Source organism: Caballeronia hypogeia (genome assembly GCF_001544875.2).
Classification (GTDB): Bacteria; Pseudomonadota; Gammaproteobacteria; order Burkholderiales; family Burkholderiaceae; genus Caballeronia; species Caballeronia hypogeia.
The window spans coordinates 146,708-171,811 of the sequence record NZ_FCOA02000017.1; the positions used below are offsets into that span (position 1 = coordinate 146,708).

Annotated in this window: 25 protein-coding genes; 5 read left to right on the forward strand and 20 right to left on the reverse strand. The window is 63.6% G+C overall.

Annotated features, from left to right (window positions below; genetic code table 11):
- The first annotated feature begins 169 nt into the window (after positions 1 to 169).
- Positions 170 to 1,108 (forward strand): patatin-like phospholipase family protein, encoded by a 939-nt coding sequence (locus AWB79_RS23425; protein ID WP_061169808.1) that lies wholly within the window; start codon positions 170 to 172, stop codon positions 1,106 to 1,108.
- Between the two features lie 56 nt (positions 1,109 to 1,164).
- Here the strand turns inward: AWB79_RS23425 and AWB79_RS23430 are convergent, their stop codons facing one another.
- The 14 genes from AWB79_RS23430 to AWB79_RS23495 form a co-directional block, all read right to left on the reverse strand.
- Entirely contained in the window at positions 1,165 to 2,397 is a 1,233-nt protein-coding gene (locus AWB79_RS23430; protein WP_061169809.1) for a cytochrome c, read from the reverse strand.
- Positions 2,394 to 2,966 carry a (2Fe-2S)-binding protein gene (locus AWB79_RS23435; protein WP_061169810.1) on the reverse strand — a complete coding sequence of 191 codons (573 nt, stop codon included), beginning with the start codon at positions 2,964 to 2,966 and terminating at the stop codon, positions 2,394 to 2,396. The genes AWB79_RS23430 and AWB79_RS23435 overlap by 4 nt, the downstream gene beginning before the upstream one ends.
- Positions 2,963 to 5,776 carry a xanthine dehydrogenase family protein molybdopterin-binding subunit gene (locus tag AWB79_RS23440; protein WP_061169847.1) on the reverse strand — a complete coding sequence of 938 codons (2,814 nt, stop codon included), beginning with the start codon at positions 5,774 to 5,776 and terminating at the stop codon, positions 2,963 to 2,965. Before AWB79_RS23440 ends, AWB79_RS23435 begins: the two co-directional genes overlap by 4 nt.
- Positions 5,777 to 6,124: 348 nt before the next feature.
- Positions 6,125 to 6,322: a Fe-S cluster assembly protein IscX gene (gene iscX / locus AWB79_RS23445; protein WP_061169811.1), complete on the reverse strand. Its 198-nt coding sequence runs from the start codon at positions 6,320 to 6,322 to the stop codon at positions 6,125 to 6,127.
- 14 nt (positions 6,323 to 6,336) lie between these two features.
- Positions 6,337 to 6,678, reverse strand: a complete 342-nt coding sequence (gene fdx, locus AWB79_RS23450; RefSeq protein ID WP_061169812.1) for an ISC system 2Fe-2S type ferredoxin — start codon at positions 6,676 to 6,678, stop codon at positions 6,337 to 6,339.
- 27 nt (positions 6,679 to 6,705) lie between these two features.
- Positions 6,706 to 8,571: a Fe-S protein assembly chaperone HscA gene (gene hscA / locus AWB79_RS23455; protein ID WP_061169813.1), complete on the reverse strand. Its 1,866-nt coding sequence runs from the start codon at positions 8,569 to 8,571 to the stop codon at positions 6,706 to 6,708.
- Between the two features lie 58 nt (positions 8,572 to 8,629).
- Positions 8,630 to 9,160: a Fe-S protein assembly co-chaperone HscB gene (hscB, locus tag AWB79_RS23460; RefSeq protein ID WP_061169814.1), complete on the reverse strand. Its 531-nt coding sequence runs from the start codon at positions 9,158 to 9,160 to the stop codon at positions 8,630 to 8,632.
- Positions 9,161 to 9,244: 84 nt separating this feature from the next.
- The gene (gene iscA, locus AWB79_RS23465; RefSeq protein WP_061169815.1) at positions 9,245 to 9,568 is read right to left on the reverse strand and encodes an iron-sulfur cluster assembly protein IscA; all 324 of its coding nucleotides are present in this window, start codon (positions 9,566 to 9,568) and stop codon (positions 9,245 to 9,247) included.
- A gap of 57 nt (positions 9,569 to 9,625) precedes the next feature.
- On the reverse strand, positions 9,626 to 10,054 hold the full coding sequence (iscU, locus tag AWB79_RS23470) for a Fe-S cluster assembly scaffold IscU (RefSeq protein ID WP_061169816.1): 429 nt from the start codon (positions 10,052 to 10,054) through the stop codon (positions 9,626 to 9,628).
- 59 nt (positions 10,055 to 10,113) lie between these two features.
- The gene (locus tag AWB79_RS23475; RefSeq protein WP_061169817.1) at positions 10,114 to 11,337 is read right to left on the reverse strand and encodes an IscS subfamily cysteine desulfurase; all 1,224 of its coding nucleotides are present in this window, start codon (positions 11,335 to 11,337) and stop codon (positions 10,114 to 10,116) included.
- Between the two features lie 83 nt (positions 11,338 to 11,420).
- Positions 11,421 to 11,948 carry a Fe-S cluster assembly transcriptional regulator IscR gene (iscR, locus tag AWB79_RS23480; protein ID WP_061169818.1) on the reverse strand — a complete coding sequence of 176 codons (528 nt, stop codon included), beginning with the start codon at positions 11,946 to 11,948 and terminating at the stop codon, positions 11,421 to 11,423.
- Between the two features lie 129 nt (positions 11,949 to 12,077).
- Entirely contained in the window at positions 12,078 to 12,560 is a 483-nt protein-coding gene (locus tag AWB79_RS23485) for a low molecular weight protein-tyrosine-phosphatase (protein WP_061169819.1), read from the reverse strand.
- A 129-nt stretch (positions 12,561 to 12,689) separates the two neighbouring features.
- Entirely contained in the window at positions 12,690 to 13,934 is a 1,245-nt protein-coding gene (locus AWB79_RS23490; protein ID WP_061169820.1) for a patatin-like phospholipase family protein, read from the reverse strand.
- A gap of 15 nt (positions 13,935 to 13,949) precedes the next feature.
- A complete protein-coding gene (locus AWB79_RS23495) occupies positions 13,950 to 14,744 on the reverse strand; it encodes a 3-hydroxybutyrate dehydrogenase (protein ID WP_061169821.1) in 795 nt (264 codons plus the stop codon).
- A 312-nt stretch (positions 14,745 to 15,056) separates the two neighbouring features.
- Between AWB79_RS23495 and AWB79_RS23500 the strand changes: the two genes are divergently transcribed.
- On the forward strand, positions 15,057 to 15,902 hold the full coding sequence (locus AWB79_RS23500; protein WP_061169822.1) for a 23S rRNA (adenine(2030)-N(6))-methyltransferase RlmJ: 846 nt from the start codon (positions 15,057 to 15,059) through the stop codon (positions 15,900 to 15,902).
- A gap of 25 nt (positions 15,903 to 15,927) precedes the next feature.
- Here AWB79_RS23500 and AWB79_RS23505 read toward each other — a convergent pair whose 3' ends face one another.
- Positions 15,928 to 16,299, reverse strand: a complete 372-nt coding sequence (locus tag AWB79_RS23505; protein WP_061169823.1) for a hypothetical protein — start codon at positions 16,297 to 16,299, stop codon at positions 15,928 to 15,930.
- Between the two features lie 113 nt (positions 16,300 to 16,412).
- On the opposite strand from AWB79_RS23505, the gene copM reads away from it, so the two are divergent.
- The gene (gene copM, locus AWB79_RS23510; RefSeq protein ID WP_061169824.1) at positions 16,413 to 16,814 is read left to right on the forward strand and encodes a CopM family metallochaperone; all 402 of its coding nucleotides are present in this window, start codon (positions 16,413 to 16,415) and stop codon (positions 16,812 to 16,814) included.
- Between the two features lie 112 nt (positions 16,815 to 16,926).
- Here copM and AWB79_RS39155 read toward each other — a convergent pair whose 3' ends face one another.
- Complete coding sequence (locus AWB79_RS39155) at positions 16,927 to 17,073, reverse strand: DUF3563 family protein (RefSeq protein WP_074169419.1); 147 nt, start codon at positions 17,071 to 17,073, stop codon at positions 16,927 to 16,929.
- A 233-nt stretch (positions 17,074 to 17,306) separates the two neighbouring features.
- Positions 17,307 to 17,693, reverse strand: a complete 387-nt coding sequence (gene cueR / locus AWB79_RS23515; RefSeq protein ID WP_061169825.1) for a Cu(I)-responsive transcriptional regulator — start codon at positions 17,691 to 17,693, stop codon at positions 17,307 to 17,309.
- A 98-nt stretch (positions 17,694 to 17,791) separates the two neighbouring features.
- Between cueR and AWB79_RS23520 the strand changes: the two genes are divergently transcribed.
- Both AWB79_RS23520 and AWB79_RS23525 read left to right on the forward strand, forming a co-directional pair.
- Positions 17,792 to 17,998, forward strand: coding sequence for a heavy-metal-associated domain-containing protein (locus AWB79_RS23520; RefSeq protein WP_061169826.1), 207 nt, complete (start codon positions 17,792 to 17,794; stop codon positions 17,996 to 17,998).
- On the forward strand, positions 17,995 to 18,942 hold the full coding sequence (locus AWB79_RS23525) for a dTDP-4-dehydrorhamnose reductase family protein (protein WP_061169827.1): 948 nt from the start codon (positions 17,995 to 17,997) through the stop codon (positions 18,940 to 18,942). Before AWB79_RS23520 ends, AWB79_RS23525 begins: the two co-directional genes overlap by 4 nt.
- Here the strand turns inward: AWB79_RS23525 and AWB79_RS23530 are convergent.
- The 3 genes from AWB79_RS23530 to imuA are packed head-to-tail and all read right to left on the reverse strand — an operon-like array spanning position 18,936 to position 24,784.
- Positions 18,936 to 22,397, reverse strand: a complete 3,462-nt coding sequence (locus AWB79_RS23530; RefSeq protein ID WP_374728561.1) for an error-prone DNA polymerase — start codon at positions 22,395 to 22,397, stop codon at positions 18,936 to 18,938. The two genes, AWB79_RS23525 and AWB79_RS23530, sit on opposite strands and share 7 nt — an antisense overlap.
- 7 nt (positions 22,398 to 22,404) lie before the next feature.
- The gene (locus AWB79_RS23535; protein WP_061169828.1) at positions 22,405 to 23,976 is read right to left on the reverse strand and encodes a Y-family DNA polymerase; all 1,572 of its coding nucleotides are present in this window, start codon (positions 23,974 to 23,976) and stop codon (positions 22,405 to 22,407) included.
- Positions 23,921 to 24,784, reverse strand: coding sequence for a translesion DNA synthesis-associated protein ImuA (imuA, locus tag AWB79_RS23540; protein WP_061169829.1), 864 nt, complete (start codon positions 24,782 to 24,784; stop codon positions 23,921 to 23,923). Before imuA ends, AWB79_RS23535 begins: the two co-directional genes overlap by 56 nt.
- Positions 24,785 to 25,104: the final 320 nt, after the last annotated feature.

The following is a 25,104-nucleotide window of genomic DNA, read 5'->3' on the forward strand; positions in this document are numbered from 1 at the left end:
CCCTGCGGCCGCGCCCGATACCCGCTTAAAATGAGTCGAAATTATACTCGCCGACCGCTTTGTGTCGGCCGGTGCGCCTTTTGTTTTATGATGTGCGCGCTTTTCGAGATAACCCGAGCGGCGCGTGCGAACGCCGCACCGGGGACCTGCTGCATCGCCGGAGCACAACTTGAGTTCATCGTCACCCCGTCTTTCGCGCCGCGCGTTCTCGCTCGCGGCCGCATCGTCCGTTCTTGCCGCCTGCACGACCACCGGCGGCAGCAATGTCGCCGTGAAAAACGACAACCCCGAAGCGCCGCCGAAGGCCGATCCGCAGCGGCCGGTGCGCCTGGGCCTCGCGCTCGGCGGCGGCGCCGCGCGCGGCTTCGCGCATATCGGCGTGATCAAGGCGCTGGAGGCGCGCAACGTACATGTCGATCTGGTCGCGGGCACGAGCGCCGGCTCGGTCATCGCGGCGTTGTATGCATCGGGAATGAACGGCATCGCGATCAACAAGCTCGCGCTGACGATGGACGAAGCCTCGATCAGCGACTGGGCCATGCCCTTTCGCACGCGCGGCATCCTGCAAGGCGTCGCGCTGCAGAACTACCTGAACAAGACGCTCGACAACCGTCCGATCGAGAAGATGGCGAAGCCGCTCGGCATCGTCGCGACCGATCTGAAGAGCGGCCAGCCGATTCTCTTTCAGCGCGGCAACACCGGAGTCGCGGTGCGCGCATCGTGCAGCGTGCCGTCGATTTTCGAGCCGGTGAAGATCGGCGATCGCGAATACGTGGACGGCGGCCTCGTGAGTCCCGTGCCGGCCGCGTTCGCGCACAAGATGGGTGCCGATTTCGTGATCGCGGTGGATATTTCCGCGCGCCCGGAAGGCGGGCTCACGTCGAGCTCGTTCGACGTGCTGATGCAGACCTTCACGATCATGGGCCAGACCATCAAGGCCTACGAACTCGACAAGTACGCGAACGCGGTGATCCGCCCGAATCTCAACGCGATGAGCAGCAGCGACTTCAGTCAGCGCAACGCATCGATTCTCGCGGGCGAGGAAGCGGTGGCGAAAATGTGGCCGACGTTGCAGCGGCAGCTCGCGGAGCGCGGCGTGCGCGTTTGATCTTTTTGTGCATCGAAAGAGAGAGGCCACGCGTGTTCCGCGTGGCCTCGTCTTTTTTATCGCAGCGACTTCACCGTGTCGGCGGTGACGTCGGCGCTCTGGCCCCCCCAGGTCGCGCGCAGATAATTCGCCAGCTGCGCGATCTGCTCGTCGCTGTATGTCGCGGCGAACCCCGGCATGGACTGCATCGCTTCGACGCCCGCGAACGGCTGCGCTTCGATGCCGTCGAGCATCGATACGATCAGGTTGCGCGGATCGGCGAGACGCAGGGTCGAATTGCCGTCCATCGCCACGGCGACGTGCGGCTTGCCTTGCCCTTCGGCGCCGTGACAGCCCGCGCACGAATCCAGATACAGATTGCTGCCAGGCGCGAGCCGCGCCATGTCCTCGGCCTTCACCGGTGCGCGCGGAGCGGGAGCGGGTGGCGTGTCGCCGAGCAGATAGACGGCGAGCGCGCGCGAATCGTCGGCGCTCAGGTGCTGCGTGCTCAGATACACCACCGGATGCATCTCGCCGAACGCCGAGCCCTGGCGAGCGACGCCGGTCGCGAAGAACGCCTGCAGGTCCGCGCCGGTCCAGCCGCGCGCGGCGAGCGCTTGCGGCGTGATATCCGGTGCACCGATGCGCCCGAGCGCCTCGCCCTGCAGCGTGCGCGATACGTCGAGCTGGCCGAACGCGCCGCGCGGCGTGTGGCATTCCGTGCAATGGCCGAGCGCATTGGCGAGATACTGCCCGCGCCGCCAGTCGGCCGATTCGCCCTTCGATACGTCAGGCAGCGAATCCTTCAGGAACAGCATGTCCCAGAAACGCACCGCGAAGCGCACGTTGTACGGGAAGCTGAGATTCGCCTCGACGTTCGGCACGGCGGCCGGTTTCTGCGTCATCAGATACGCGTAGATCGCGTCGCTGTCCTCGCGCGACAACTGCCGATACGACGTGTAGGGCATCGCCGGATAAAGCTTGCCTTTCGGCGCTTTGCCGTCATGCAACGCGGCGTAGAACTCGTCCGCGCTCCACTTGCCGATTCCGTATTGCGGATCGGGCGTGATGTTCGTGCCGTAGAAGGTCCCGAACTGCGACTCGAGCTTCACACCGCCCGCGAACGGCGCGCCGCCGGTCGCGGTGTGGCATGCCGCGCAATCGGCGGAGCGCGCGAGATAGCGCCCGCGGCCGATCTGATCGGGCGAGCTCTTCAAGGGCGGCATGTAATCCTGCTGCCCGCAGCCCGCGAGCGCGATGACGGCGAACGCGAGCGGCGCCAGACAACGAGTGAAGATCGATGCGCTCATGCTGCGTCCTTCACGAGTCCGGGCGTGGAAAGCACGAGATCCTTCACGGCCTCGTAGTAGCGCACGTAGCCCGTGCAGCGACAGATGTGATCGTTCAGCGCGGCCATGATGGTCGATTCGATCTGATCCTTCGCGACCGGCTCGCGCTTGAGCCTGTCGAGCAGCACGACGGTCGCGTTGACGAACCCCGGCGTGCAATAGCCGCACTGGAAGCTGAAATGCTCCAGGAATTTCTGCTGCACCGGCGACATCGCGACGACTTCGCCCTGCTCGTTGCGCTGCGCGTGGCCTTCGATCGTGCGCACGGTCTTGCCGTCGAAGAAATGCGCGCCGTTGATGCACGTGCGCACTTCCTCGCTGACGCCGTCGGCCCGATCGACGATCACCACGCACGCGCGGCAGACACCCTGCCCGCAACCGAGGCGCGAGCCGGTGAGACCCACGTACTCGTGCAGGAAATCAATCATCGGCAGGCCGGCGGGCACGTCCATTGGGCCGACCTGGTTGCCGTTGATGGTCAGCGAAAGCGGGCGCGTCTGGACGCCCGCGGCGGATTGGATGGCCGTCATGCGAGCACCTCCTGAATGTTTTGCGGCGTCACCGGCAGATCGGTGAAGCGATGGCCGATCGCATGCGCGATCGCGTTGACGATGGCGCCGACCACCGGAATCATCACCACTTCGGCGATGCCCTTCGGTGGATCGGTTTCGGTGAGCGGCGGCAGCGCTTCGCTGGTCTGCGTCCACACCGCGACGTCGGCGGCGAGCGGCAGGTGATAGCGGTTGAAGTTCCACGTGCCGTTGCCCGGACCGTCTTCGTAGAGCGGCAGATATTCGTGCAACGCGTGGCCGATGCCCATTGCGATGCCGCCCTGCACTTGTCCCGAAACGAGTGCCGGCGAGATCTGGTTGCCGCATTCGAAGATCGAATGATGCGAAAGCAGCGCGACCTTGCCGCTCGCTTCGTCGATCGCGAGCTCGACGAGTGTGCCCAGCGCGCTGTAATAGGTGACGGCGGCGTTGTTGCGCTGAACCGGCGCGATGAAGACCTTCTTGCGGTCGAGCACGGTGTAGCCGTTCGGCGTGTTTTTGCCCTTCCCTGCGCCATGGCGCAAGGACAGACCGTCGATCGGCAAGCGCTCGACGTTCCCGCCGAGATCGAACTGCGCCTCGCTCCACTGCCAGCGATTGAACGTGTGCACGGTCGCGCCGGTGACGAGGCCGAGCTCATGGGCCTTCTTCGCGAGCTGTGCGAACGGCAGCGCTTCCATGCCGTTGGCGGATAGCTTGCCGTCGACCCAGCGCGCGTCCTCGATGCGCACGACGAACGACGCCGCCTGACCGCCGCCGATGCCCTGCCCCCAGATCGCCATGGCGGCGGGCCAAAGACCCTGACGGAACACGACGCGCGCCGCTTCGCGCGTGGCATGCGTGTAGTAGTAGGCAGAGTTCGTCGCGCTCGCGGGCGACGCCAGCGCCGGCGACCAGCGCGGATTCGCGCTCAGCCGATCCTGCTCCGCCTGCGACATGACGTACGGATCGCCGCTCGAGACGACCGGAAGATCGGCCCAGTCGGTGATCGACATATGCACTTCGGCGGCTGGCTTGCCGAGCCATTTCGCGACCGCGAGCGCCTGCGAAGTGGACGAGCCCGTGCCGATTTCCGTGCCCGAATGCGACAGCGCGATGCGCCCGTCGGCCGTGAACTCGACCTTCGCGAACGCGCTTTCCGCGCCCGTGCCGAAATCCTTCTGCGTGCACGCGAAGCCGATGCCGTGACGCTTGCCAGGATGCGCGGCCTCGTACGCGGCCTTGCGTTTCGCGCGCTCCTTCCACAGCGGATGCGCCTGCGCTTTCCTGAGCACTTCCTCGGCGCGCATCACGCCAGCCGGAATGGCGCCCTGTGTGTTCTTCATGCCGGTGCGGAACACGTTTCTGAGCCTCAATTCGATCGGATCAATATCGAGCTGCTGCGCGATGTCGTCCATCATCATTTCGGTTGCGGCCATGCTCTGCAACGTGCCGTAGCCGCGCGCCGAGCCCGCGTCGACCGCGCGCGAAGCCGTGGCGAGCGCCGTCAGATCGCTTTGCGGAATGTAGTAGATCGATTGCGCGGCCGTGGCGCCGACCATCGCGACGGAGGGCGAAAAGTTGCAGCGGCCCCCGCCATTGGCTTCGAAATCGCCCTTGAATGCCTGGATCAGGCCGGTCTTGCGTTCCACCGCCATCCGATAGCGCATGTCGAACGCGTGGCGCTTGAGCGAACTCTGGAACTGCTCGAAACGATCGTTGGCGATGCGCACCGGGCGGCCGCCGCCGTAGATTGCCGCGACGAGGCCATGGAACGGCATGCTGTAATGGTCCTTCGAGCCGTATCCGACCGTATAGCACGGGTGCAGGAACAGCTTCTTCACCGCAAAGCGCGACTTCGCCATCATCTCGATGACGCTCTGCATCAGTTCGGTCGGCCCCTGCGTCGGGATGACCATGTGCAGCGACTGCGTCGCGGCGTCGTACCAGCAGTTCGCGTTGTCCGGCTCGAGCGCCGCCGTGTCCGACGATTGCGTGCGATACGCGCGTTCGACGACGAGCCAGTCCTCGGACGGCTTGTCGAGCGCAAGCGCGATCTGCTGCGCGTGGAACGCCCCCTGCTCGTCGAGCTTGCCGTGCTCGTTCGCATCGGCCCAAACGGGCGCGCGCTTTTTCATCATGTGCGGGAACAGCGGCGCGTTTTTCAGGCTCGAGAAGGTGTCGTCATCGAACGGCGTCTTGCCGCCCACGCGCACGAAGCGAAACGCCGCATACGGATCGCGCTCGAGCGGCCCGGTAATCGCGCCGTAGCGGATCAGGTCTTCGCGGAATTGCAGCTTGTCCTTCGCGAAACGGAAGCGCGCGAAGTCGTAATAGATCAGGATCGCGACGGCCTGGCCCAGATAGGCCGGCGTCTTGCCGGCGGGCAGCAGCATGTCGTCGCCGTAGAAGGCGGGGAACGCTAGCTGGTCGCGCGCGAGATCGTCGGACGTGATCACGCGATCCGGCGCGAGCCCGGCCGCTTCGAGCGCAGAGAGATCGAAGCCCGCGTAGATGCGGTCCGCCAGCGTCGCGCGCAGAATCAGCGCGTGCGACTGTTTCTGCGGCCAGTGCGGCATGTCGGAGGCGCGAATATCGCGCGCGAACACTTTCGCGCCGGTCACCTTCGCGATGCCGTCGATGCGGAATTTCGCGTCGCCGTTTTTCGCATCCCATTGCACGGGCGTGAGAATCTTCTCTTCGAACAACGCGGCGAATGCGCGGCTGCCGAGCGGCGCCACGAATACCGACACGCCCGCGAGCACGCCGGTCTTCAGAAAGCCGCGCCGGGAAAGGCCAGGTTTCCCCATGTACATCTCCTTCAAATGACGCCCACCGGGCCTTTCGCAGCGAGCCGGACGCGCGCCGCCTGGCGCGGAAACGTGAAATTTTGTATGGATTGCGAAGCATCGCCACGCAGACGATTCAGTCACGATCGCGTGATTCAGCCGGCGTCGATCGCCTGATCGTTGCCGAATCGCAAGCGGGCGCGATTTTAAGTCGCGGGGAAACGGTCAACAACGCTGCCGGCGTCAACTTCTGTCAAAGATAGAAAGCGTTGCGGGCAGGCGAAATTTTTGAGGAAAAGCGTCGCACAGAAACAAAAACGGCGGCTTCTCGCGAAGCCGCCGTTCTCTCTGACACGAAAGCAGGACCGGTTAGTAATCCGCGTCCTCGATCCACGCCGCCTGGATCGCCTCCAGGATCTTTTCGTTGGATTTTTGTGGATCGTCGTCGAACCCGTCGAGTTCCGTCACCCAGCGATGCAGGTCAGTGAAACGCACATATTGGGGATCGATATCCTGATGCGCGTCGGTCAGCGCCATCGCGATATCCTGAGTATCTGTCCACTTCATGGGCGAGCCTCCTGTCAGTGATTTTCTTTGGCGTGGTTGATGGTGTAGCGCGGGATCTCGACCACCAGATCCTCGTCGGCCGGCACCATTGCCTGACATGATAACCGCGATGTAGGTTCCAGCCCCCACGCTTTGTCGAGCAGGTCGTCCTCGAGTTCCTCGGACGGTTCGAGCGCGTTGAAGCCCTCCCGGATGATGACGTGACACGTCGTGCACGCGCACGATTTCTCGCAGGCGTGCTCGATCTCGATGCCGTGATCCAGCAGGTTGTCGCAGATGCTCTTGCCGATATCGGCGTCGATCACCGCGCCGTCCGGGCAAAGCTCCACGTGAGGCAGCACAACGATTTGAGGCATTTTTCGTGATATCTCGAATTGGGGTGATCAGACGTCGTCGAGCTTGCGGCCCGCGAGCGCGCGGCGAATGCTCTTGTTCATGCGGCGTGCGGCGAACTCGTCGGTGGCGACGGCGAGCGCCTTCGTGGCGTCCTCGATCTTTTCCACCGACTCGCCCTTCGCCTGCACGGCCAGTTCCGACGCCAGCGCTTCGATCTGCACGCGCTCGGCGTCGTCAAGCAGTTCGCCGTCGGCTTCCAGCGCGGCGTGCGTGGCTTCGATCAGACGGTCCGCTTCGACCTGCGCCTCGCGCAGCGCGCGAGCACGCATGTCGACATCGGCGCTATTGAAGCTCTCTTCGAGCATGCGCGCGACCTCGTCGTCGGCGAGACCGTAGGACGGCTTCACCACCACAGAAGCCTCCACGCCCGACATCTGCTCGCGTGCGAACACCGAAAGCAGTCCGTCCGCGTCGACCTGGTAGGTCACACGAATGCGGGCGGCGCCCGCGGCCATCGGCGGAATGCCGCGCAGTTCGAAGCGCGCGAGCGAACGGCAGTCCGAGACGAGTTCGCGCTCGCCCTGCACGACGTGGATCGCCATGGCCGTCTGGCCGTCCTTGAAGGTCGTGAAGTCCTGCGCGCGCGCGGTCGGAATCGTCGAGTTGCGCGGGATGATCTTTTCAGTCAGTCCGCCCATCGTCTCGACGCCGAGCGACAGCGGGATCACGTCGAGCAGCAGCCAGTCGTCGCCTTCGCCGCGTCGATTGCCGGCGAGCAGATCGGCCTGCACCGCCGCGCCGAGCGCGACGACCTGATCGGGATCGAGGTTGATGAGCGGCGGCTGACCGAAGTACGCCTCCACCGCGCGACGAATCACCGGCATGCGCGTCGCGCCGCCGACCAGCACCACGCCCTTGATGTCTTTCGGTGCGACCTTCGCGTCGCGAAGTGCTTTTCTCGTCGGTCCGAGCGTGCGCGCGACGAGCGTTTCGGTGATTTCGGCGAATTGCGCTTCCGTCACGGCGACGTCGATTTGAACGCCCGTGGACAGCGTGGCCTGCACGCGCGTTTCAGGCGCGTCCGAGAGCGCTTCCTTGGCCGTTCGCACGCGATCGAGCATCAGGCGCACGTCTTCCGGCGCTGCGAGCTTCACGCCCGCCTGCTCGAGCACGAAGCGATACAGCGCGTGATCGAAGTCGTCGCCGCCGAGCGCGGAATCGCCGCCCGCCGCGAGCACTTCGAACACGCCCTTCGTGAGCTTGAGAATCGACAGATCGAAAGTGCCGCCGCCCAGATCGTAGACCGCGTACAAACCTTCCGCGCCGTTGTCCAGACCATAGGCGATCGCGGCCGCCGTCGGTTCGTTCAGCAGGCGCAGGACGTTCAGGCCGGCGAGCTTCGCCGCGTCCTTGGTCGCCTGCCGCTGGGCTTCGTCGAAGTATGCGGGCACCGTGATCACCGCGCCCACGAGATCCTCGCCGAGGGTGTCTTCCGCGCGATAGCGCAGCGTCGCGAGAATCTCCGCCGAGACTTCGACTGGGCTCTTCACGCCGTCGATCGTGCGGATCTGCACCATGCCCGGGGCGTCGATGAAGTCGTACGGGGCGTTTTCCGCGCCCTCCACCTCGCTCTTGCCGCGGCCCATGAAGCGCTTCACCGAGACGATGGTATTGCGCGGATCGGTGACGGCTTCTTCCTTCGCGGTGCGGCCGATGCGCCGTCCGCCCTTTTCCAGATAACGCACGACCGACGGCAGCAGCACGTGGCCGTCCTCGTCGGGCAGCGCTTCGGGCACGCTGTTGCGCACGGCCGCGACGAGCGAGTTCGTCGTGCCGAGATCGATGCCGACCGCCACGCGCCGCTGATGCGGCGCCGGCGCCATGCCGGGTTCTGAGATTTGCAGTAAAGCCATCGTTGGTCTTATGGGGTGTTATGCGGCGCACGCGCGCGCTTTCGTACGTTCCGAACGCTCACGCGTGTTCCAGCCGCTCGATCTGCGTGCCGATGTCGTGCGCCACGCGTTCGATGAACATCAGTTGCCGCACGGCCTCGCCCGCGGCCTGATCCGACTTGCTGTCGATCAGTGCGGCGAGCTTCGTGAAGCGCATGCGCTCTTCGTCGCGCAGTTCGTCGAGCAGCGCTTCCAGCGCACCGATATTCTTCGCGCCGGCGGCATCCTCGACATTTTCGCGCCATTCCATCTGCTGCATCAGGAACGCGGGCTCCATCGCCGTGTTGTTCTCCGCGTCGACGTCGATGCCGCGCAGCGACAGCATGTAGCGCGCGCGTTTCAACGGATCGCGCAGCGTCTGATACGCCTCGTTCGCGTGCGTCGCCCATTGCATGGCGAGACGGCGCTGCGCGTCGCCTGCCGCGGCGAAGCGGTCCGGATGCACTTGCGCCTGCACGGTGCGATACGCGTCGTCCAGCGTGTGTTGATCGACGGCGAAGAGCTGCGGCAGGCCGAAGAGGTCGAAGTGATTGTCGGTAAGCGAGGCCATGACGATAAATTCAGTTTCAGTTCGCGCGAATGAAAAAGGCGGCCAGCGCCGCCTCTTTTGCCGATGTTGCCGGCGCCACGCGTCTCAGACGCGGAACGATTCGCCGCAGCCGCACTCGTCCTTCGCGTTCGGATTGTTGAAGCGAAAGCCTTCGTTCAGCCCTTCGCGCGCGAAGTCCAGTTCGGTGCCGTCGAGATACGGAAGACTTTTCGGATCGATCACGATCTTCACGCCCGCCGATTCGAACACGGTGTCTTCCGGCGCGAGCTCATCGACATATTCGAGCTTGTACGCCAGACCCGAACAGCCCGTCGTGCGCACGCCGAGTCTCAACCCGACGCCCTTGCCGCGCCGTGTCAGATACTTCTGCACGTGCTGTGCCGCCTTATCCGTCAACGTGATTGCCATAGTCTTCGCTTCTCTCTTCGAGGCGTCACGCCCATGTATGACGCCCGCTTTCATCACTTATGCCGCGTGCTGCTTCGCTTCCGTCGCCGAGGCTTCCGGCGCCGCAGCGCCATGGCGCTGCTTGTAGTCGGCGACCGCCGCCTTGATCGCGTCTTCCGCGAGGATCGAGCAGTGGATCTTCACCGGCGGCAGCGCCAGTTCCTCTGCGATCTGCGTGTTCTTGATCGTGAGCGCCTGATCCAGCGTCTTGCCCTTCACCCATTCGGTGACGAGCGAGCTCGAGGCAATTGCCGAGCCGCAGCCGTAGGTCTTGAACTTCGCGTCCTCGATCACGCCATCCGCGCCGACGCGGATTTGCAGCTTCATCACGTCGCCGCATGCGGGCGCGCCGACCATGCCGGTGCCGACCGTGTCGTCGTCCTTCGAGAAGGAGCCGACGTTGCGCGGGTTTTCGTAGTGGTCCAGAACCTTGTCGCTATAAGCCATGATTCAAACTCTCCTAATATTCGGTGTCGCGTGGCGCTCAGTGGTCGCTTGGTTGCTGCTTAGTGCGCGGCCCACTGGATCGTCGAGATGTCGATGCCGTCCTTGTGCATTTCCCAGAGCGGCGACAGATCGCGCAGCTTCGCGATCTTGTTCTTCAGCAGGTTGATCACATAATCGACGTCCTGCTCGGTGGTGAAGCGGCCGACCGTGAAGCGGATGGAGCTGTGAGCGAGTTCGTCGTTGCGGCCGAGCGCGCGCAGCACATAAGAAGGCTCCAGCGACGCCGACGTGCACGCCGAACCCGACGACACCGCGACGTCCTTCACCGCCATGATCAGCGACTCGCCTTCGACGAAGTTGAAGCTGATGTTGAGGTTGTGCGGCACGCGGCGTTCCATGTCGCCGTTGACGTACACCTCTTCGATATCCTGCAGGCCTTTCAGCAGACGGTCGCGCAGCATGCGAATGCGCTCGTTTTCCGTCGCCATTTCCTCGCGCGCGATACGGAACGCCTCGCCCATGCCGACGATCTGATGCGTAGCCAGCGTGCCCGAACGCATGCCGCGTTCGTGACCGCCGCCGTGCATCTGCGCCTCGATGCGCACGCGCGGCTTGCGGCGAACATACAGCGCGCCGATGCCCTTCGGGCCATACGTCTTGTGCGCCGAGAACGACATCAGGTCGACCTTCAGCTTCTGCAGATCGATTTCGATCTTGCCGGTGGCCTGCGCCGCATCGACGTGAAAAATGATGCCCTTCTCGCGCGTGATCTCGCCGATCGCCTCGATGTCCTGGATCACGCCGATCTCGTTGTTCACGCTCATCACGGAAACGAGGATCGTGTCCGGGCGGATTGCCGCCTTGAACTTGTCCAGATCGATGAGACCGTCATCCTTCACGTCGAGATAGGTGACTTCGTAGCCTTCGCGCTCAAGCTCACGCGTGGTGTCGAGCACGGCCTTGTGCTCGGTCTTCACGGTGATGATGTGCTTGCCTTTGCTCTTGTAGAAATGCGCCGCGCCCTTGATGGCGAGGTTGTCCGATTCCGTCGCACCCGAGGTCCAGATGATCTCGCGCGGATCGCAGTTGACGAGCGCCGCGACGTTCTCGCGCGCTTCCTCGACCGCACGCTCCGCATCCCAGCCGTACTGGTGGCTGCGCGAGGCCGGATTGCCGAACTGCTCGCGAAGATACGGAATCATCTTGTCCACCACACGCGGATCGACGGGTGTCGTCGCGCTGTAGTCCATGTAAATGGGCAGGTGGGGAATATCGTTGTTCATCAGTCGCTCCGGGATAATCGGTCAATGCTTCCAGCTGGGACGCCTTCCATGCGCGCACGGCCCATGCCGCGCGCCGGCATGTGTCATCCGGCCAGATTGAAAATGGAATTCGGACCCTTGGGCACGACACGCGCCGCCTCGACACTGGCCGACTCGCTGCGCCGGTCGCGCAGCACCGCCGAGGAACCCTCGCGAGCGCGCTGCTGGTCGACCAGATCCTTCAACGAAACGGAATCCAGATACTCGACCATCTTTTGATTGAGCGTGGCCCACAGCTCGTGCGTCATGCAGTGACCGTCGTGCTGCTTGGTGCCTTCGCACGTGCCCTTGCCGCCGCATTGCGTGGCGTCGATCGGTTCATCGACCGCGATGATGATGTCCGCGACCGTGACGTTCTCCGCACGACGCGCCAGGTTATAGCCGCCGCCCGGTCCGCGGACCGATTCGACGATCTCATGGCGACGCAGCTTGCCGAAGAGCTGTTCGAGGTAGGAAAGCGAGATGCGCTGGCGCTGACTGATGCCTGCCAGCGTCACCGGGCCCTGCTCCTGGCGCAACGCCAGGTCGATCATCGCCGTGACGGCGAAACGGCCTTTCGTGGTGAGTCTCATAATTGGGGGCTAACGCTAATACTCGATGATTTTCGTCAAGTATAAATAGCCCACAGTTTTAGTCAAGTACTCGGGGCGAGATAAGTAGTCTTTTAACGCGCTTTTTTGCGATGAGGGAAACGCACGCGCTCAGGCGCTCAACTGGGCGTGCAAGGCTTTGAGCAAGCCCTCGCATGCGTCCTCGCATTGATCGAGGACTTTTTCGAAACCTTCCTCGCCGCCGAAATAGGGATCGACCACGACGCGGCTGTCGTCGCGCGTGGCGAATTCCATCAGCAGACGAATCTTGTCGCGATGCTCGGACGGACAGACGGCCGATAGCGCCGTGGCGTTGGCGTCGTCCATCACGATGAAGAGGTCGAAGCGCGCGAAATCCGCTGCCGCGACCTGCCGTCCGCGCAGCTTCGACAGATCGTAGCCGCGTTTCTTCGCCGCTTTCTGCGCGCGCTCGTCGGGTGGCTCGCCAATGTGCCAGTCACCTGTGCCGGCCGAATCGATCACGATGCGGTCGGCCAGCTTCGCCCGCTCGACGAGATCGCGCATCACCGCTTCCGCGCTGGGCGAGCGGCAGATGTTGCCGAGACAGACGAAGCAGACTGCGATCGAGTTCATCTAGAGCCAGGAAAAGTCGTGATGCACGGCAACGTCGGCGAAAACCGACGCCGGAATGCGTCCCGAATTATACAAAGGGGCACAATTTTTCGCCGGAACGAGATGGCTCGAATGCCTCCCCCATCCCGCTCAGCGTTCGTCGCGATGGATGTCGTGCGTGACGAAGCGTGATTCACCGTTCGGCATGTCGAGCCAGTCGCGATGCGCGAGGGTGCGGCGGATATCGCTCAGGCCGCTCTCCCAGTGCTCGCGCATCGTCGAGAAGCCGAATTGATAGTCCTTGAAGTGGCCTTCGTATTCCTTCTGTCGATAAATCAGGTGAATGATGTTGTAGCGCTTCGAGCACGCGAGATCCTCCGCTATCCGACACCATTCGTCGTTCTTGCGGATCTCCTCGGGAACCAGGTCGAGCACGTGCTGCAGAACGTTTCGTGCACGTTGCGCGCGCTGCATCTGGTCGGTGACGAGGCGCGTGCGGCTCGAATATTGCACGTCCTTCACGCGCCCCATCACATCGACGATGCTGTCCGGCACCGGTCCGCGCGCGCTCCACAGATCGACCTGGAAGGCGAGCGTATCGCGGCGCGGCGTGGCCATCGCGACCTCATACAGCGGGGTGTTCGACATCAGCCCGCCGTCCCAGTAGAACTGTCCGTCGATCTCGACCGCGGCGAAACCCGGCGGCAGCGCGCCCGAAGCGATGAAATGCTCCGCGCGCAGCGTGATCCGCGTGTTGTCGAAGTAGGCGAAATTGCCGGTCGCGACATTCACCGCCCCGACCGACACGCGCGTCTCGCCCGAATTGATGCGATCGAAATCGCACAGGCGTTCCAGCGTGGCCTTGAGCGGCGCCGTGTCGTAGTAGCTGGCGGCCTGAGGCGAAGTCGATGCGATCGGCGACGGCGGCGGAAAGCGCGGCACGAAAAAACCCTTCTGCCCTTCGACGACCGCGCCGAACGCCTGCCACGCGGTGAACGCCTTGCGAATCTCGTCGGCGGAATCGAACAGCGCGCGCTCGAGGAACGCGGGCAGCGGAAAACCGAAGGCGGGCTGGCAGATCGTCGCCCAGAATTCCAGCAGACGCGTCACGCGATGTTCGGGCGCGTTGCCCGCGATGATCGCTGTGTTGAGCGCGCCGATCGAGATGCCGGCAATCCAGTTCGGATGAATGTCCGCCTCGTGCAGCCCTTGATAGACACCTGCCTGATAGGCGCCGAGCGCGCCGCCACCTTGCAGCATCAACGCGACCGTCTGATACGGCGGCAGTTGAATACGTGTTTGCGTGGGCTCTTCGGCCGGCGCCGGCGCCGCATCCTTTTTGCGGCTGCGTGCGCGCCCCTGCCGTACTGCTTCGTCGTTCTCGATTTCCGACATCCCGCGTTCTCTCCTTTATTGCATGAACCAGCCGTGACTGACGACGAACGATTGCCCCGTCAACGCCGCCGTCTCGAACGCCGACAGAAACAGCACGGTCTGCGCGACATCTTCGACGGTCGTGAATACGCTGTCGACCGTGCCGCCCAGCATCACGCGTTTGACGACCTCTTCTTCGCTAATCTTGAGTTCCTTCGCCTGCTCGGGAATCTGCTTGTCGACGAGCGGCGTGCGCACGAAACCCGGACAGACGACGTGCGATCGCACGTTGTGCTTCGCGCCCTCCTTGGCGAGCACGCGCGCCAGGCCGAGCAGGCCGTGTTTCGCCGTGACATAAGCCGATTTCAGCGGCGAAGCCTCGTGCGAATGCACCGAGCCCATGTAGATCACGACGCCGCCACGATCGTCCTTGTACATGTGCTTGAGCGCGGCCTTGGTCGTGAGAAAGGCGCCATCCACGTGGATGGCCATCATCTTCTTCCAGTCGGCGTAAGCGTAATTCTCGATGGGATTGACGATCTGGATGCCCGCGTTCGACACGAGAATATCCACCGAGCCGAGCTCCGACGCGGCACGGTCGATTCCCTGATTCACCGCATCTTCATTGGTCACGTCCATTGCAACGCCGATGCCCTTGCCGCCCTTGCTGCGGATTTCCTCGGCGACGGCGTCCGCGCCAGCCTGATTCAGATCGGCGATGGCGACCGCCGCGCCCGCATCGGCAAGGGTGAACGCGATTGCACGGCCGATTCCGCTCGCCGCTCCCGTCACGACGGCAGTCTTGCCCTGGAGCTTACCGATTGATGACATGCGAACCTCCTATCGAGTGAGTGACATTGCGTAAATGACAACATCCATCGGGACGGCCATCAAGCTGGCCGTTCGGCATAGGAAAACTCGTTTGGATCTTAAGAACGCTTAGGCCGTTCGGCCGACTGTTCACGATGACCCAGGAGCGGCTATTGTGCATGAAGGACGCAATGCGCTGCAGCAAAGGGCGAACGGATCGCGGCAGTGGCCTCGGCTACAATGAACGCCCCTCGTGCACGCCATCGTGCGCAGCCGCGTGCCTTGCGCCCGTTTTCCATCATCGTTTTTCGCGCCCGTCGCGGGCCTCTCATCATGCTCAGTTATCGTCACGCCTTTCACGCGGGCAATCATGCCGATGTGCTGAAACACGCGATCGTCGTCCAGATGCTTCGCCATCTCGGCCTGAAGGACAAGTCGTATTGGTATATCGACACGCACGCCGGCGCGGGGGTCTACTCGCTCACCGAAGGCTTCGCCACCAAAAACGCAGAGTTCGAGACGGGCATCGGACCGCTGTGGGATCGGGACGATCTGCCGCCGCTGCTCGCGAATTACGTCGACGAAGTGAAAGCGCTGAATCCGGACGGCACGTTGCGCTTCTACCCGGGCTCGCCCTATCTCGCCTGGCGCTCCATGCGCGAACAGGATCGCATGCGGCTGTACGAACTCCACAGCACCGAGATCGACGTGCTGCGTCACAACTTCCGCGACGCCGGACGTCGCGCAATGATCTACGAAGGCGATGGCTTCGACGGCATCAAGGCAATTCTGCCGCCGCCGCCGCGTCGCGCGCTCGTGCTCATCGATCCGTCCTATGAAGACAAGCGCGACTACGCGCGCACGCTCGGTTGTCTCGAAGAGTGCCTGAAGCGGTTCGCGACCGGCACGTACGCCGTCTGGTATCCACTTGTCACACGCATGGAATCGCAGCGTTTCGCGGATCAGTTGAAGGCGCTGCAGCCGAGCGGCTGGCTGCACGCGTCACTGACGGTCAGAAAACCGCCGGAAGACGGTTTCGGATTGTTCGGCAGCGGCATGTTCGTGCTGAATCCGCCGTACACCCTGGCGAAGGAATTGAAAGAGTCGCTGCCCTTGCTGGTCGATGCGCTCGGCGAGGACGACGGCGCTTCGTTCAAGCTGGAGCAGCGTGCGGGCTGAGCGTCGTGGATTGCGCGCGGTCCGTTCAGCGATAGTGCGGCCGCGGGACCACCGCCCGGCCGCCGCCTCCCGGCGGCGTGGCAGGCGCATTGCTTTGTCCGCCCGAATATTCGACGTACGGCGACACCACGATGGGCTCCGCCTGCTGCGGCGATCCGGGCAGCATGTCCATCGGCACCATGCCGGGCCCGCCCAGCGGTCCGCTTTGCAGCACGGTACCGCTCACGCCGCTGTGTATGCCGGTTTGTGTATCGAGCACGAGCGGCTCGCCTCCGGGCTTCGCGAACGCCAGCTGGAAGAAGCACGCACCCGCCGCGATCGCGACGCAGAAACGCGCCATGCGCGCAGTGCCGCCGTGAAACCGGACATTCTTCGTGTCGTTTATCTGGCTGGGCATCGGTCGCTCGAATATGTAGACGAAATCCGCTTTACCTTACCCCGGTGGCAAGCTTTAGGCTAGACGTTTCGACTCGGTTGAGCCTGCAACCGCACCCTTTTCAAGGAGATACGATGAAATTAACAAGAATCGCGCTTGCCATCTTCACGGCCCTTTGCAGTGCGAGCGCGATCGCGCAGAACGCTCCGGCGTCGGCAAGCGATGCCATGCCGGGCATGAATATGGAGCACCACGCGCCTAAGCCCACGGACGTTTCGTCGACTGCGGCGTTTCAGGCCGCCGATCAGAAAATGATGTCGGGCATGTCGACCGTCGAATACACGGGCGATGCCGACCGGGACTTTGTGATGCACATGATTCCGCATCATCAGGGCGCGGTGGAAATGGCGAAGGTCGAGTTGAAGTACGGCAAGGATGCGAAGCTGCGCAAGCTCGCAAAGGACGTCATCGCCGCGCAGGACAAGGAAATCGCGTTCATGAACGCGTGGCTGGCGCAGCATCCGCGCAAGCAGTAACGCCAGAACACGGCGCCGGCGTCATCCGTTCGTGCGACACAAAACAAAAGCCCCGCAATGCGGGGCCTTTCAATTTTTGCGTGCGGCGTTTTCTACGCCTGCCACGAAACGCTTACGCGTTGTAGCCGTTCGTCTCGAGCGAGCGGATGCGCTGTTCGAGCTGGACGATGTCCGTCGACTGCGACAGATACGCTTCGCGACGGCGCTGTTCGGCGGCTTCAAACCAGATGCTCAGTTTTTCGATCAGAAATGCAAACATGATGTTCTCCAAGGTCTTAACAAGATCCCTGGCGGCTCGGGTCAGGGATTACCCGCGTTAGGGAATACCCGGATTATAGGGGAGAATTTTCACGACGTGTTAGTGAAATGCGTGAATACTGTGCATTCGGTTTCGGAATGGTGCGCGCAAGCTTCTTGCTAAGTCGCTGATTTTTCAGATAAATACGAATCCGCGACGCCAATCAGCCAAATTTACGCACCGTTTTGGTGCAATCACTGAGCCAGCTTGTTGAGAATCGGGCATTCGGGTCGCTCATCGCCGTGGCAATGATTTGCCAGATGCGACAGCGTGTCGCGCATCTCAGACAATTCGGCGATTCGCCGGTCCAGTTCCGCCACGTGTTCCAGCGCGATCGACTTGACCTCGGCGCTCGCGCGAGAGCGGTCCTGCCACAACGCGAGCAATTTGCGGATGTCTTCGACAAGAAAACCAAGCCTTCGCGCCTGTCGCACGAAACGCAGCGCGTGAACTTCTTGCGCGCCATACACGCGATATCCGGACGAAGTCCGTCCAACCGGATTTAGCAAGCCGACGCTCTCGTAGTAGCGGATCATTTTCGCCGTCACGCCCGAGGCGCGGGCTGCTTCGCCTATGTTCATCGTTCGCTCCTGAAAAATGTCATTCCGACTCTACACCTTCCCATAATGGCAAGGTATACGATGTCATTGTCTGTAATTCTCCAAAAGGAAAAACCGCAATGACCGAATTCGAAGTTCAGGGCATGAGCTGCCAGCACTGCGTCGCGGCCGTGACGCGCTCGATCCGGGAAATCGATCCGCAGGCCCAGGTTCGCGTCGATCTCGAGCGCGGCAAGGTCGCGGTCGAATCGAAAGAGTCGAATGATGCGCTGAAGGAAGCTATCGACGAAGCGGGTTATACCGTCGTCGGCATCGCGTCGGCATGAGGGCCGGCAAACCCTATATCGTCGCGCTGATCGGTGCGTCCGGTCTTCTGGGGCGCGCCGTCGCGGCCGAGTTGGCGCGCGCCGACAGCGCGAAAAGCTGGCGCGTCGTGCTCACCGCCCGCAGTCGCGCCGATGCGCAGAACACGAGACTCGATCTGCTCGATCACGACGCCGTGCGTGTCTTCCTGCGCGCGCTCGAACCCGATGCGATCGTCGTCGCGGCGGCCGAGCGGCGGCCGGATGTCTGCGAAAACGATCCGGCGCTCGCGCGTGCGCTGAACGTCGATGCACTGCGCGTCATCGCCAGCGAGGCGCGCGCGCTCGGCGCGTGGGTACTGTCGATATCGACCGATTACGTGTTCGACGGCGCCTCCCCGCCCTATTCGCCCGACGACGCCCCCGCGCCGCTCAACGCCTACGGGCGCAGCAAGCTGGAAGGCGAGCGCGCGCTGCTCGAGGCGGATCCGTCGTCCTGCGTGCTGCGCCTGCCGCTTCTGTACGGGCCGTTCGCCGACTGGAGCGAATCGGCGGTGACGAGCCTCACGCCCGCCATCGTGAAATCGGCTGATCCAACGAACCCACCCGCCTCGATGGACGCCTGGGCGACGCGTTATCCGACCTTCACGCCCGATGTCGCCGTCGTGATTCGCGGCATGCTCGAGCATCGCGCGCAAGGCGCGCCGCTTTCCGGTATCGCGCACTGGTCCGGCGACGAGCCGATGACCAAGTTCGACATCGCGCAACGCATCGCGCGGGTGCTGAAGGTGCACGCGAAGCTCGTCGCGCAACGCACGCCCACTGACGCCACGCCGCGTCCGCGCGACTGCCATCTCGATTCGGGCCGGCTGGAAGCGCTTGGCATCGGCCGGCGCACGCCGTTCGATATCGCCATCGCCGGATTGCTCGCGAATCGTGCGGACGTCCCGCATCGGCGGAATCAGTGAAAATCGCGGCTCGTGGCGGCAAGACGGCCAAGCAGCGCGCTGTGGTCTTCGAGCCGCTGCGCCACGAGATGCCGCACGTCGCCTTCCTTCTGCCAGACGCCGTGCACGCCGAGCAGCGACGCGCCCAGCAGCACCTTGCGCTGCTTTTCGACGAGCCCCGGCCAGACGATCACGTTGATCGCGCCGGTTTCGTCCTCGATCGAGACGAAGATCGTCCCGTTCGCCGTGCCCGGCCGTTGCCGCACCGTCACGATGCCGCACGCGCGCACGATGCGTCCGTTCCTGAGTTCCCCCAGTTCGGCTGCCGTCTTGAAGCGCATGCCCGCCAGCTTCGCGCGCAGCAGCGCGAGCGGATGGCGATTGAGCGTGAGCCCGAGACTCGCGTAATCGTCGACGATCTCGCGGCCTTCCGATGCCTGCGGCAGCGCGAGCGGCGCCTCGCTCATCGGCGCATCGCGCAATAGTTCCGGCGCGCGCTGTTGCGCGGTGACCGCCCACCACGCCTGACGCCGGTGCCCCGCGATGCTCGCGAGCGCATTGCCCGCCGCGAGCGCTTCGAGCTCGCGACGTGACAGCGCCGCGCGGCGCGTGAGATCGTCGACGTCGATGAACGGCGCCTGCGCGCGCGCGGCCATGATGCGCTCCGCCGCCCCCTGCGAGAAACCCTTGATCAGCTGCAAGCCGATCCGCACGCCCGGCCCGCTCGCCCCGTATTGCTCCGCAGGCAATTTGACGCGCGCCGCGAGCTTGCGCACGCCGCGCCGCATGGTCTTGCGAAAGAGCTTGTCCGACGCGGCCGCGCCATAGAACTGCTGACGCCGCCGTTCCTTGCCTGCATCGAACACGAGACGATCGCCATTGCCCGACGGCGCCTCCAGCACCGCCTCCCAGTCGCTCAGCGAGACGTCGGGCGCGAATACCTGCACGCCGTGCCGCCGCGCGTCCTGCACGAGCTGCGAGGGTGAATAAAACCCGAGCGGCTGGCTATTCAGCAAGCCGGCGAGAAACGCCGCGGGCTCGTAGCGCTTGATCCACGCGCTGATATAAACGAGCAGCGCGAAGCTCGCCGAATGGCTTTCCGGAAAACCGTACTCGCCGAAGCCCTCGATCTGCTTGCACACGCGCGCCGCGAAATCGTGCTCGTAGCCGCGTGCGAGCATCTTCGTCATGAGATCGGCCTGATATTTTTCCAGATGACTGCCGCGCCGCCAGGCGGCCATCGCGCGGCGCAACTGATCGGCCTGCTCCGCCGTGTAGCCCGCCGCGACCATCGCGAGCTTCATCACCTGCTCCTGGAAAATCGGCACGCCGAGCGTGCGTCCGAGCACTGGCCGCAGTTCTTCCTTCGGATATTCCTCCGCTTCCAGCCCCTGCTTGCGGCGCAGATACGGATGCACCATGCCGCCCTGGATCGGACCGGGTCGCACGATCGCCACTTCGATCACGAGGTCGTAGTATTTGTTGGGCCGCAGGCGCGGCAGCATGCTTTGTTGCGCGCGCGACTCGATCTGAAATACGCCGACAGTGTCCGCGCGACAGCACATCTCGTAGACGGCCTGATCCTCTCGGCGAATGTGCGCCATGCTGAAATTCGGAATGCCGCGTCTGAGCGCGACGAACTCGAGCGCGCGGCGGATCGCCGAGAGCATGCCGAGCGCGAGCACATCGACCTTAAGCAGCTTCAACTGGTCGATGTCGTCCTTGTCCCACTGGATCACGCAGCGGTCCTTCATCGCAGCGTTTTCGATCGGCACGAGTCGCGACAGACGCTCCCGCGCGATCACGAAACCGCCGACGTGCTGCGAGAAATGACGCGGAAACCCGCGCAGCTCGCGCGTCAGACGGATGAGATGCTTCGTGACGTGCGAATCCTCGCTAAAACCCGCTTCCTTCAGATACCCCGCCACCGCCGACGGCCCGTCCCACCACTGCTGCGACTTGCCGATGCGCTCGATCAACGACGCATCGAGCCCGAGTGCACGACCGACATCCTTCAGCGCGCTGCGCGTGTGATATGTGATGACCGACGCCGCCAGCGACGCGCGATGCCGCCCGTATTTCTGATAGATGTACTGGATGACTTCCTCGCGCCGCTGATGCTCGAAGTCGACGTCGATATCCGGCGGCTCGTTGCGCGCCTGCGAGATGAAGCGCTCGATCAGCAGGTCCATGCGCACCGGATCGAGCTCGGTGATGAACAGGCAATAGCAAATAATCGAGTTCGCCGCCGATCCGCGCCCCTGACACAGAATCCCTCTGCTGCGCGCAAACGCGACGATGTCGTAGACCGTCAAAAAGTACTTTTCATATTCGAGCTTGGCGACGAGCGTCAGCTCCTTTTCGATCAGCCCGATGGTTTCGGCGTCCATGCCATTCGGCCAGCGTTGCAGCGCGCCAGCGATCACCTGCTTGCGCAGATAGCTTGCGGGCGTCTCGCCGGGCGGCACGAGCTCTTCGGGATATTCGTACTTGAGCTCATCGAGCATGAAGGTGCAGCGGGCGGCCAGTTTCAGCGTTTCCCGGATCGCTTCTTTGGGATATAGCGCACCGATACGCAAGCGCGTACGCAGATGCCGTTCAGCGTTCGCTTCGAGCGCATAGCCGCATTCGGCGAGCGGCCGGTTCAGCCGGATTGCGGTCAGCGTGTCCTGCAAGGGCTTGCGCGAACGCGCGTGCATCAGCGCGCCGCTTGCCGCGACGAGCGGCAAGCCGCTCGCCTGAGCGATCACGCGCGACGCGGCGAGGCGTTCGTCGTCGCTGCCGTCCTGCCACAGCTCCAGCGCGAGCCACGCACGTCCGGCGGCGAAGCCGGCCAGCCAGTGCGCGCGGTCGAGCGAGTCGGCGAGCGTCGCCGAGCGCTGCGGCACGAGAATCAGCAGGCAATCGGGCAGATGCTTCAAGTGAGCGATGTCGCCGCGCAGATCCGCCGTATTGGACGAGGAAGCGGGATCGGTGAAATCTTCCGGACCGATCTTGTACGTGCCCTTGGGCGAACGCGAGCGCGCGAGCGAAATCAGCTCCGACAGGTTGCCGTAGCCCGCGCGATTGGTCGCGAGCGCGATCAGCGTGCAGAACGGAGTGTCGTCGGCATCGGTGAGATGCAATTCACTCCCGATGATCAGCTTCAGATTCTGCTTCTTCGGTGGCGGCTCGCCGGCGAGGAGCGCGGCTTCGGCGGCGGCCTTTGCCTGCGCTTCGATATCCTTGATTGCGGCATGCGCGCGCACGACGCCCGCGAGCGAGCATTCGTCCGTGATCGCGAGCGCGGTATAGCCATGTTCGAGCGCGGCCGCGGCCAGTTCCTGCGGATGCGACGCGCCGCGCAGAAACGAGAAATTACTCAGGCAATGCAACTCGGCGTAATCGGGCAGCAACGCCGATGCGGACATCGAGCCCGGAAATGCGCTCTTGTCCTCGCCGTCACCCAGTCCGATGAGATCGTTCAGATCGTCCATGAGCGCATCAACCGAAAAATCCATGCAGGAACCAGTAACCGGTAAGACGCTCGCGATAAAGCCAGAACATGCGGCCGCGATCGTCAGCGGCGACGTAGTAATCGCGCTGGACGCCGTTGCCGTCCCACCATCCCGCTTCGATTCGCTCGGTCCGGCTGATCAGCTTCAGCGGACGGCGATAGAACGGCCGCTCGTTGCGCAACATCAGCTTTTGCGGCGTTTCGAGTATCCACGACGGACGCGGTTGCGAAGGAACGGCCAGATCTGGGAGCTCGAGCGGACCGTCGTCGGTTTCGCCTTGTGCCTGCGGCTCGGTTTCGACGGGCGCGTCTGTCTCGCTTGTTTGCGCACTCGATGACTTCTTTCCGCGCTTCGGCTTCGCTTCGCTCGCGGGTTTGTATGCTTCGATCGTCATCGCCGCCTCGGGCCGATGATCGTCCCGCGCGACCAGTTGCACCACATTCTCGGCGCCGAGCCGCGCGCTCAGACGTTCGAGCAGTTGCGCCATCGACTGACTGTCGGAGCCGGGCATCGGAAACAGGGTGTCGGGCGGCGGCGCGTGCTCGCTGACCTTGTCGGCCAGAAGCTTCATTTCGATCACGGGCGCCGCGAGCCTCGTCTGATTCAGCTTCTCGCGCAACAGCCAGAGAATGTGATCGGCGTCGCGCGTCGGCACGGCCCACGCGATCTTGAACGTCGATGTCTTCGGCGCATGACGCGCGGCCAGTTCGTGCTCGAGCAGCAACGAAAACTCGCTGACCGCCGCATGATGCGCGGAAAGCCAGCCGGCGAGTTGCAGCACGAGACGGCGCGCGGCGAACAGCAACGCCTCCGCGCTTTCCACCCGCGCCTGCAATTCGAGCCGCGCCTCGAACGACGCCGGCGCGCAGAACGCTTCGCGCGGATCGGGCGCCTGTCCGTATGCCTGCGCAAGCCATTGCAGGATGCCTTGTCCGAAGCGTCGTGCGACGCCCTTGCGCGGCAAGCGGCGCAGATCGGCGAGCGTCGCGCAGCCGATCTGCTCGAACACGTTGCCGTGCGAATGCGCCGATGGCACGAGCGACACGGGCAAGCCGTCGAGCACGTGCACGAGCGTCGTCTCCTTCACGATGCGCACGCGACGAGCGACCCGGCGTGTGCGCGCATGCGCGAGCAGCCAAGCGCCCCAGGCTGTCGGCGCACAGCCCATGCGCGAGGTGAAGCCGCATCCTTTGACCGTCGACGTCACCTTGGCCAGCAACGCCCGCAATCCGCCGAAGAGCCGCATGCTCGCGCCGACTTCGAGCAGCACCGTATTCGCATGAGCGAGCACGACTTTCGGCGTGAACGCGAGCAGCGCCAGCGCGACCGCTTCGATCGCACTCTGCTCCGCGCGAAGATCGACGGCGAGCAGCGTCAGTTGCGGTGCAAGCGCGAACGCGTGCGAGCGCGTGGCGCCGGGCCGCACGCCCAGCCGGAACGCGACGAGATCGGGCATCAGGATGCGTGCGTGATCGGCGAGCGCGAAACACGGCTGATCGATCTCATTCGACGTCGATGTTGCTCCAGGCGAGATCGAATTCGCCGATGCCGAGGGCATCGATGGCGGCCTGACTGCTTCGAGCGATAAAAGCGGCAATGTCACCGCTATCCACAACATGTTTGACCTCTCGTGCTTTCCTGCTGAGATGCGCGCGGCGAAGATGTTCGGGCAGCGCGGGCAACTGCAGCGGCAAGCTCAACTGCAACGGCTTGCCCAACAAAGGGCCGCGCCGCTTGATGATGTCGATTTCGAGCATGACGGCCTGCATCCATTCGCGACGGTTCATCGTCTGTGCGTTCGCGGGGAGGATCGGTTTGCACACCATGCGTAACGGCGCGGCGGATGATTGCTTCGCCGCCTTGAGCGGACGAAACAGGAACGCCAGCGATTGCGCTTCCTGAGCCGCCACTTGCAGTCTTCGCAGCGCTTCGGAACGCGCCTGCGGCAGCCAGATCAGCACGGCGCCGATGCCCGCCTGCTTCAGCGACTGTTCTGCGGCCCAGAGCACCTGATCTTCGGGTGCCTTGACCCACACTAGTTTGTTCACGGCGATGTTCATCGCCCGAAAGGCGGCCAGATTAGGCTTCCAGGGAGGCGCGACGAAGATGACTGAGCGGCCTTTACTTACCGTCAGTTCCCGAAGCGTGCGCGCGAGCAGCCTGATTTCCCCTACGCCGCTCTCTTCGATCAGCAATTCGGTCACCGTGCCGGGCATCCAACCCGCACCGGGCAAGGCTAGATCGAGCATGCGATAACCACTCGAAACGATATTCGAGTCCGGATCGTCGATGGGGCTGCCCTGCCAGACCTGCCGCTGCAGATGCGATGTCAGCCCGATGTCGAGCAATGAAAGTGCTGCGCCCATGAGTTTTCCCCGTCCAACGAAAGCAAGGGCCTGCTCACGGCTCGAGCACTGGATGGCCTCTGGTTTTACTGTATATTTATACAGTATTTTGAGACGAGGAGGTAAACATCCGGACGTGCGGATGGCTCGCCACGGGCCGTGGCGGAGGGAATGATCGAAGGGAGTGGGAAGGCCTTGGACGTATGAAATTCAGGCCCTGAAACGCAAAAACCCCACCTTTGTGGGGTGGGGTTTTTGTTTTCGGCATGAGGAGCCTGACGATTACCTACTTTCACACGGGAATCCGCACTATCATCGGCGTGGAGTCGTTTCACGGTCCT

What these genes read in the sequence shown, in the direction of transcription:
- AWB79_RS23500 (WP_061169822.1), top strand. Translation starts at nt 15,057, where the DNA reads ATGCTCAGTTATCGTCACGCCTTTCACGCGGGCAATCATGCCGATGTG.
- AWB79_RS23440 (WP_061169847.1), bottom strand. Translation starts at nt 5,776, where the DNA reads ATGGGGAAACCTGGCCTTTCCCGGCGCGGCTTTCTGAAGACCGGCGTG.
- AWB79_RS23430 (WP_061169809.1), bottom strand. Translation starts at nt 2,397, where the DNA reads ATGAGCGCATCGATCTTCACTCGTTGTCTGGCGCCGCTCGCGTTCGCC.
- copM (WP_061169824.1), top strand. Translation starts at nt 16,413, where the DNA reads ATGAAATTAACAAGAATCGCGCTTGCCATCTTCACGGCCCTTTGCAGT.
- AWB79_RS23475 (WP_061169817.1), bottom strand. Translation starts at nt 11,337, where the DNA reads ATGAACAACGATATTCCCCACCTGCCCATTTACATGGACTACAGCGCG.
- AWB79_RS23435 (WP_061169810.1), bottom strand. Translation starts at nt 2,966, where the DNA reads ATGACGGCCATCCAATCCGCCGCGGGCGTCCAGACGCGCCCGCTTTCG.
- AWB79_RS23520 (WP_061169826.1), top strand. Translation starts at nt 17,792, where the DNA reads ATGACCGAATTCGAAGTTCAGGGCATGAGCTGCCAGCACTGCGTCGCG.
- AWB79_RS23505 (WP_061169823.1), bottom strand. Translation starts at nt 16,299, where the DNA reads ATGCCCAGCCAGATAAACGACACGAAGAATGTCCGGTTTCACGGCGGC.
- AWB79_RS23495 (WP_061169821.1), bottom strand. Translation starts at nt 14,744, where the DNA reads ATGTCATCAATCGGTAAGCTCCAGGGCAAGACTGCCGTCGTGACGGGA.
- AWB79_RS23490 (WP_061169820.1), bottom strand. Translation starts at nt 13,934, where the DNA reads ATGTCGGAAATCGAGAACGACGAAGCAGTACGGCAGGGGCGCGCACGC.
- AWB79_RS23530 (WP_374728561.1), bottom strand. Translation starts at nt 22,397, where the DNA reads ATGGACGATCTGAACGATCTCATCGGACTGGGTGACGGCGAGGACAAG.
- iscU (WP_061169816.1), bottom strand. Translation starts at nt 10,054, where the DNA reads ATGGCTTATAGCGACAAGGTTCTGGACCACTACGAAAACCCGCGCAAC.
- imuA (WP_061169829.1), bottom strand. Translation starts at nt 24,784, where the DNA reads ATGGGCGCAGCACTTTCATTGCTCGACATCGGGCTGACATCGCATCTG.
- hscA (WP_061169813.1), bottom strand. Translation starts at nt 8,571, where the DNA reads ATGGCTTTACTGCAAATCTCAGAACCCGGCATGGCGCCGGCGCCGCAT.
- iscX (WP_061169811.1), bottom strand. Translation starts at nt 6,322, where the DNA reads ATGAAGTGGACAGATACTCAGGATATCGCGATGGCGCTGACCGACGCG.
- cueR (WP_061169825.1), bottom strand. Translation starts at nt 17,693, where the DNA reads ATGAACATAGGCGAAGCAGCCCGCGCCTCGGGCGTGACGGCGAAAATG.
- hscB (WP_061169814.1), bottom strand. Translation starts at nt 9,160, where the DNA reads ATGGCCTCGCTTACCGACAATCACTTCGACCTCTTCGGCCTGCCGCAG.
- AWB79_RS23535 (WP_061169828.1), bottom strand. Translation starts at nt 23,976, where the DNA reads ATGCCCTCGGCATCGGCGAATTCGATCTCGCCTGGAGCAACATCGACG.
- AWB79_RS39155 (WP_074169419.1), bottom strand. Translation starts at nt 17,073, where the DNA reads ATGTTTGCATTTCTGATCGAAAAACTGAGCATCTGGTTTGAAGCCGCC.
- iscA (WP_061169815.1), bottom strand. Translation starts at nt 9,568, where the DNA reads ATGGCAATCACGTTGACGGATAAGGCGGCACAGCACGTGCAGAAGTAT.
- AWB79_RS23525 (WP_061169827.1), top strand. Translation starts at nt 17,995, where the DNA reads ATGAGGGCCGGCAAACCCTATATCGTCGCGCTGATCGGTGCGTCCGGT.
- fdx (WP_061169812.1), bottom strand. Translation starts at nt 6,678, where the DNA reads ATGCCTCAAATCGTTGTGCTGCCTCACGTGGAGCTTTGCCCGGACGGC.
- iscR (WP_061169818.1), bottom strand. Translation starts at nt 11,948, where the DNA reads ATGAGACTCACCACGAAAGGCCGTTTCGCCGTCACGGCGATGATCGAC.
- AWB79_RS23485 (WP_061169819.1), bottom strand. Translation starts at nt 12,560, where the DNA reads ATGAACTCGATCGCAGTCTGCTTCGTCTGTCTCGGCAACATCTGCCGC.